The organism is Pontibacterium sp. (assembly GCF_964228735.1).
Lineage (GTDB): Bacteria > Pseudomonadota > Gammaproteobacteria > Pseudomonadales > Balneatricaceae > Pontibacterium.
Genome location: NZ_CAXRBQ010000149.1, coordinates 1 through 4,759 on the forward strand (window position 1 = coordinate 1; position 4,759 = coordinate 4,759).

5 protein-coding genes are annotated in these 4,759 nt (G+C 53.8%); all 5 read left to right on the forward strand.

Annotated features, from left to right (window positions below; all coding sequences use genetic code 11):
* Positions 1-150: 150 nt before the first annotated feature.
* Entirely contained in the window at positions 151-1,212 is a 1,062-nt protein-coding gene (gene sohB, locus ACEQ15_RS16675) for a protease SohB (RefSeq protein WP_370280370.1), read from the forward strand.
* Between the two features lie 87 nt (positions 1,213-1,299).
* Positions 1,300-1,959, forward strand: a complete 660-nt coding sequence (locus tag ACEQ15_RS16680; RefSeq protein ID WP_370280371.1) for a TetR/AcrR family transcriptional regulator — start codon at positions 1,300-1,302, stop codon at positions 1,957-1,959.
* Positions 1,959-2,441: a L,D-transpeptidase family protein gene (locus ACEQ15_RS16685; protein ID WP_370280372.1), complete on the forward strand. Its 483-nt coding sequence runs from the start codon at positions 1,959-1,961 to the stop codon at positions 2,439-2,441. Before ACEQ15_RS16680 ends, ACEQ15_RS16685 begins: the two co-directional genes overlap by 1 nt.
* Before the next feature lie 3 nt (positions 2,442-2,444).
* Positions 2,445-3,461 carry a beta-N-acetylhexosaminidase gene (gene nagZ / locus ACEQ15_RS16690; RefSeq protein ID WP_370280373.1) on the forward strand — a complete coding sequence of 339 codons (1,017 nt, stop codon included), beginning with the start codon at positions 2,445-2,447 and terminating at the stop codon, positions 3,459-3,461.
* On the forward strand, positions 3,454-4,563 hold the full coding sequence (locus ACEQ15_RS16695; RefSeq protein WP_370280374.1) for a mechanosensitive ion channel family protein: 1,110 nt from the start codon (positions 3,454-3,456) through the stop codon (positions 4,561-4,563). The genes nagZ and ACEQ15_RS16695 overlap by 8 nt, the downstream gene beginning before the upstream one ends.
* The last annotated feature ends 196 nt before the right edge of the window (positions 4,564-4,759 follow it).

The window sequence follows — 4,759 nt, forward strand, 5'->3', positions numbered from 1 at the left end:
CGCCCGGACTTAACACTGCAACAGGCATAAATAGCCGGAATTGGTCGTATTTACCCCTTCAGAGGTAGGTTGTACGCCGAAAGGGTGGAAGCAGACTGGTTCGGGTGTGATTGAAGTTCGGTATTTCAAGTTTGCGGAGAAGACACTGTGATGGAATTTTTAAGTGACTATGGTCTGTTCCTGGCCAAGTCCGTCACTATTGTACTGGCTGTTATCGCGGTTGTTGGCGGTGTGGCGGCAGTTGCTGCACGTGGCAAAAAGCATGGTGAGCACGGTACGGTAGAGGTAACGCATCTCAACGAAGAACTGGAAGAGATGAAGCAGGCGCTGGAAGAAGCTGTCCTGGATAAGGATGAGATGAAGGCGCTGTTGAAGGAAGAGAAGAAAAAAGAGAAGGAAGAGCGCAAAGAGCGCAAGAAAAAGAAAAAAGCCCACGAAGAGGAACCGCGTCGCAAGCGTGTCTGTGTGCTGGATTTTGATGGCGATATCAAGGCCTCAGAGCTGGAGCCGCTGCGTGAAGAGGTCTCTGCAGTGCTGACGCTGGCGGAAAAAGAGGACGAGATTGTTATCCGCCTGGAAAGTGGCGGCGGTATGGTGCACTCCTATGGTTTGGCAGCGTCGCAGCTTGAGCGTATCAAGCGCAAAGAGATTCCGCTGACGGTATGTGTTGACCAGGTGGCGGCAAGTGGCGGCTACATGATGGCGTGTCTGGGTGACCGTCTGCTGGCAGCTCCGTTTGCCATTGTAGGTTCCATCGGTGTGATTGCGCAGCTGCCGAACTTCCATCGCTTGTTGAAGAAAAACGATATCGACTACGAAGTGCTGACCGCGGGTGAGTACAAGCGTACTCTGACGATGTTTGGTCAGAATACCGATAAAGGGCGTCAGAAATTTATCGAAGAGCTGGAAGATACCCACGAGTTGTTTAAAGACTTCGTTGCAGAGTTTCGTCCGCAGGTTGATATCGACAAAGTGGCAACCGGAGAGGTGTGGTTCGGTAAACGTGCCATCGATGCCAAGCTGGTCGATGAGCTGATGACATCTGATGAGTATCTGACTGAAGCCTGTGAAGAGGCCGATGTGTTTATCGTGCGTTATGAAGAGAAGAAAAGCCTGCAGGACAAACTGTCATCCTTTGCGGTGGAATCCGGCGATGGGATTCTCAGCAAGTGGTACAACCGTTTGATGAAGAATCGTTTTATTTCTCTTTAAAACAGGAATTAAACCTTGATGTTTTACGGGCCTTAGAGGCTATAATGGGATCAGGGTTTAGTTTGAAACGCAGGTTCGGGAGTTGGGATGCCGCATCTGGATACATCGCAAAGTATTGTTCGGGCTGCAGAGGTACTCTTTGCAGAGAACGGGTTCGCCGAAACAACAGTTCGTCAGATTACCGCCAAGGCGGGTGTCAATCTGGCAGCAGTAAACTATCACTTCGGTTCTAAAAAGGGACTTGTACAGGCGGTAGCGGAAAAGTTTCTCGGTCCATTGTGTGAGCAGGTGGAAAGCTCGCTTGCAGAGCGTCTTTCGGCCAGTGACCATCGAGTCACGCTGGAGGAAGCATTAGAGATTCTGATGCGCTCGTTGCTCATGGTGAATCGAGACAACGACCAGGCATTGGCCGTGTTTATGCGGTTGCTGGATCTGGCGTACATGAAAAATCAGGAAGATCTGCGTGATTTCTTGGTTGAGCGTTACGGTCAGCGTTTCCAGGAGCTGGTGCGCATTGTGCGCGAAGATGCAGCCCCGATGGAGGACGATGAGTTCTTCTGGCGTCTGCACTTCCTGCTGGGTTCCATTACGTTTACATTGTCCAACTACCAGACCATCAGCGCGCTGGAGAAACGCGAATTTCAGCGTGATGATGCGGCCGTTGAGGAGGTGCTGCACCGCATGATTCCTGTGCTGTCTGCAGGCTTCCAGGCGAGGGCAGATAAAACCTTCTTCTGTCGGATCTGATGTCAGTTTCCATTCATATATCGATTAGCCGGCAACAGCTAACACTGAGTGATGATCAGGGTGAGCTTTGCCGGTTTTCTGTTTCTACTGCGGCCAATGGGCCGGGCGAACAAAAAAACAGTGGCTGTACGCCGCGTGGTCGTCACTATATTCGTGCCCGTATCGGCGGCGATGCTCAGTTGGGCAGTGTCTTTGTCGGACGTCGTTTCACCGGTGAGGTCTATTCTAAGGATCTTGCTCAGCGTTACCCAAGCCGGGATTGGATTCTGACGCGCATCTTGTGGTTGAGTGGTCTTGAGCCGGGGCGGAACCGCCTGGGGGATGTGGATACCATGCAGCGCTATATCTATATTCACGGCACACCAGATACTGAGTCGATGGGCGAACCTAAGTCTCATGGCTGTATTCGTATGCGCAACACAGACCTGGTGCGTTTGTTTGAAATGGTTCCGGTAGGAACACCTGTTTTAATTGAAGAGTAGTGTATGGGGTTTGGAGCCTTATTCATCGATATCGATGGTACGTCGCTGTCGGATGCCGATCGCGAGCTGTTGCTGTGTCCGCAGGTGGCGGGTGTCATTCTGTTTGGTCGAAATACACAGAGTGCGGAGCAGACTGCCCAGTTAGCGGCAGAAATTCACGCTGTTCGTGATGATCTTATTGTAAGCGTCGACCAGGAGGGTGGGCGGGTGCAGCGTCTGCGCGACGGTGTGACCCGGTTGCCGCCGATGGCCGCACTTGGTTGTTTGTATCAGCGTGATGCTGATAAAGCCCAGGGAGCGGCACGCGAAGTGGGTTATCTGATGGCTGCAGAGCTGCGATCACTGGGTGTTGATCTGAGCTTTGCGCCAGTGCTGGATCTGGATTATGGGCGCAATACGGTTATCGGTGATCGCGCATTTGCCCTTAAATCGGATGAGATCGTGGCGTTGGCGGGTGCTTTTGTAGCGGGCATGCATGAAGCGGGCATGGCGGCGACCGGTAAGCATTTCCCGGGACATGGTTGGGCGGATGCCGATACACACAGCAGTGATGCGGTGGATGATCGCGATTTTGATGAGATCTGGGAGCAGGATCTGGTGCCGTTCCGGAAGCTGGTTGACGCAGGTCTGGATGCTGTAATGCCGGCGCATGTGTTGTATCCGGCGTGCTCGGATCAGCCTGCAGGTTTCTCGGCGTTTTGGTTGCAGGATGTGCTGCGTACCCGCTTGGCATTTGAAGGTGTCATCTTCAGTGATGATCTGACGATGAAGGCGGCGCATGCAGCGGGTGGATATGCGCAGCGAGCCGAGATGGCGCTGTCCGCAGGTTGTGATGTGCTGCTGCCGTGCAATAACCGTGAAGGTGCACTGGAGGTGGCGGAGTATCTGGCGGCGCATGACTTTAATCCATCGCCTTCGCTGCCGGGCATGCGCGGAAAGACGGTGGCTTGCGATCAAGAGCGAATGGCTCGAGGTGCTGTGCTTTGCGCGGAGCTGTGGCAAGAGGTGGGTGATGTCTGACTGGTTGTTTGGTCTGGTTTCCGACCTGGGGTGGGTCGAAGCTCGTCATGAGTGGCTGGTTGTTCTTGCGTTTGTTGTCGGATTGACACTGTTGGCCCACATCGTGGGTAGCTCGTTGCTGCGCTTTTTACAGCGACGTGCCGAAGCGACCTCGATGCAGTTGGATAGCGCTCTGATTGGTGCGGCACGGCCGCCGCTGGTAATGCTGATCTGGGTGGTGGGTATCGTGACCGGTTTGCAAGTGGCGGTGAGCAATGGCTCGCTGGTGGTGCCAGAGTCAGTGACCACGGTGCGCAAGCTGGCGCTGATCGCGACGATGAGCTGGTTTGTGGTGCGCCTGATCAGTCGTTTGGAAGGTATCCTGATGCAGCCTGCTGCTGGACGCAAAGCGATGGATGTAACCACCGTGCGTGCGCTGGGGCGTTTGATGCGGCTCTCAGTGCTGGTGTTGGCGGCGCTGATTGTATTGCAGAATCTGGGCGTGAGTGTGTCCGGTATTCTGGCGTTTGGTGGTATCGGTGGTTTGGCAGTGGGTTTTGCCGCCAAAGATTTGTTGGCCAACTTCTTTGGTGGCTTGATGATCTACTTGGATCGCCCGTTCAGTGTGGGTGATTGGATTCGATCACCGGATAAGGAGATCGAGGGGGTTGTGGAGGATATCGGCTGGCGTCAGACCCGGATCCGGACCTTCAGCAAGCGCCCGCTTTATGTGCCCAATGCGACCTTTGCCAGCATCTCAGTAGAGAACCCGTCCCGTATGACCAATCGCCGTATCTACGAATATGTGGGTGTGCGTTACGATGATGCGGCTAAGGTGCAGCAGATCCTGAATGCGGTGCGTGCGATGCTGGAGTCGCATCCCGCAATCGATACCAAGCAGACGCTGATGGTTAACCTGGATCGGTTTGGGCCGTCGTCTCTCGATTTCTTTATCTATACCTTTACTAAGACGACCGATTGGGTTGAATTTCACGGCATTAAGCAGGATGTGCTGATGCAGATTATGGGGATTGTGGAGTCGGCGGGTGCAGAGATCGCCTTCCCAACCACTACGGTGCATGTGGCTGAAATGCCAGTTGAGCCGGTGGCGAATAAGGCGTAGTTGGCTGAGTAAGGCGTCGTGGAACCTAAAAAAACAAAAAAGGCACCGAGAGGTGCCTTTCAGGTTGCTGACGAACCCCGCTTTTTAGCGGGGTTCTCTCTTTTAAAGGCTTATCGCACGGTTTCCAGCGATCAGTGAAGCCTTAACGATGAATGTGCGTTTCCGGCCCTCATAGGCAGCCCTGCTCTCCCAGTTG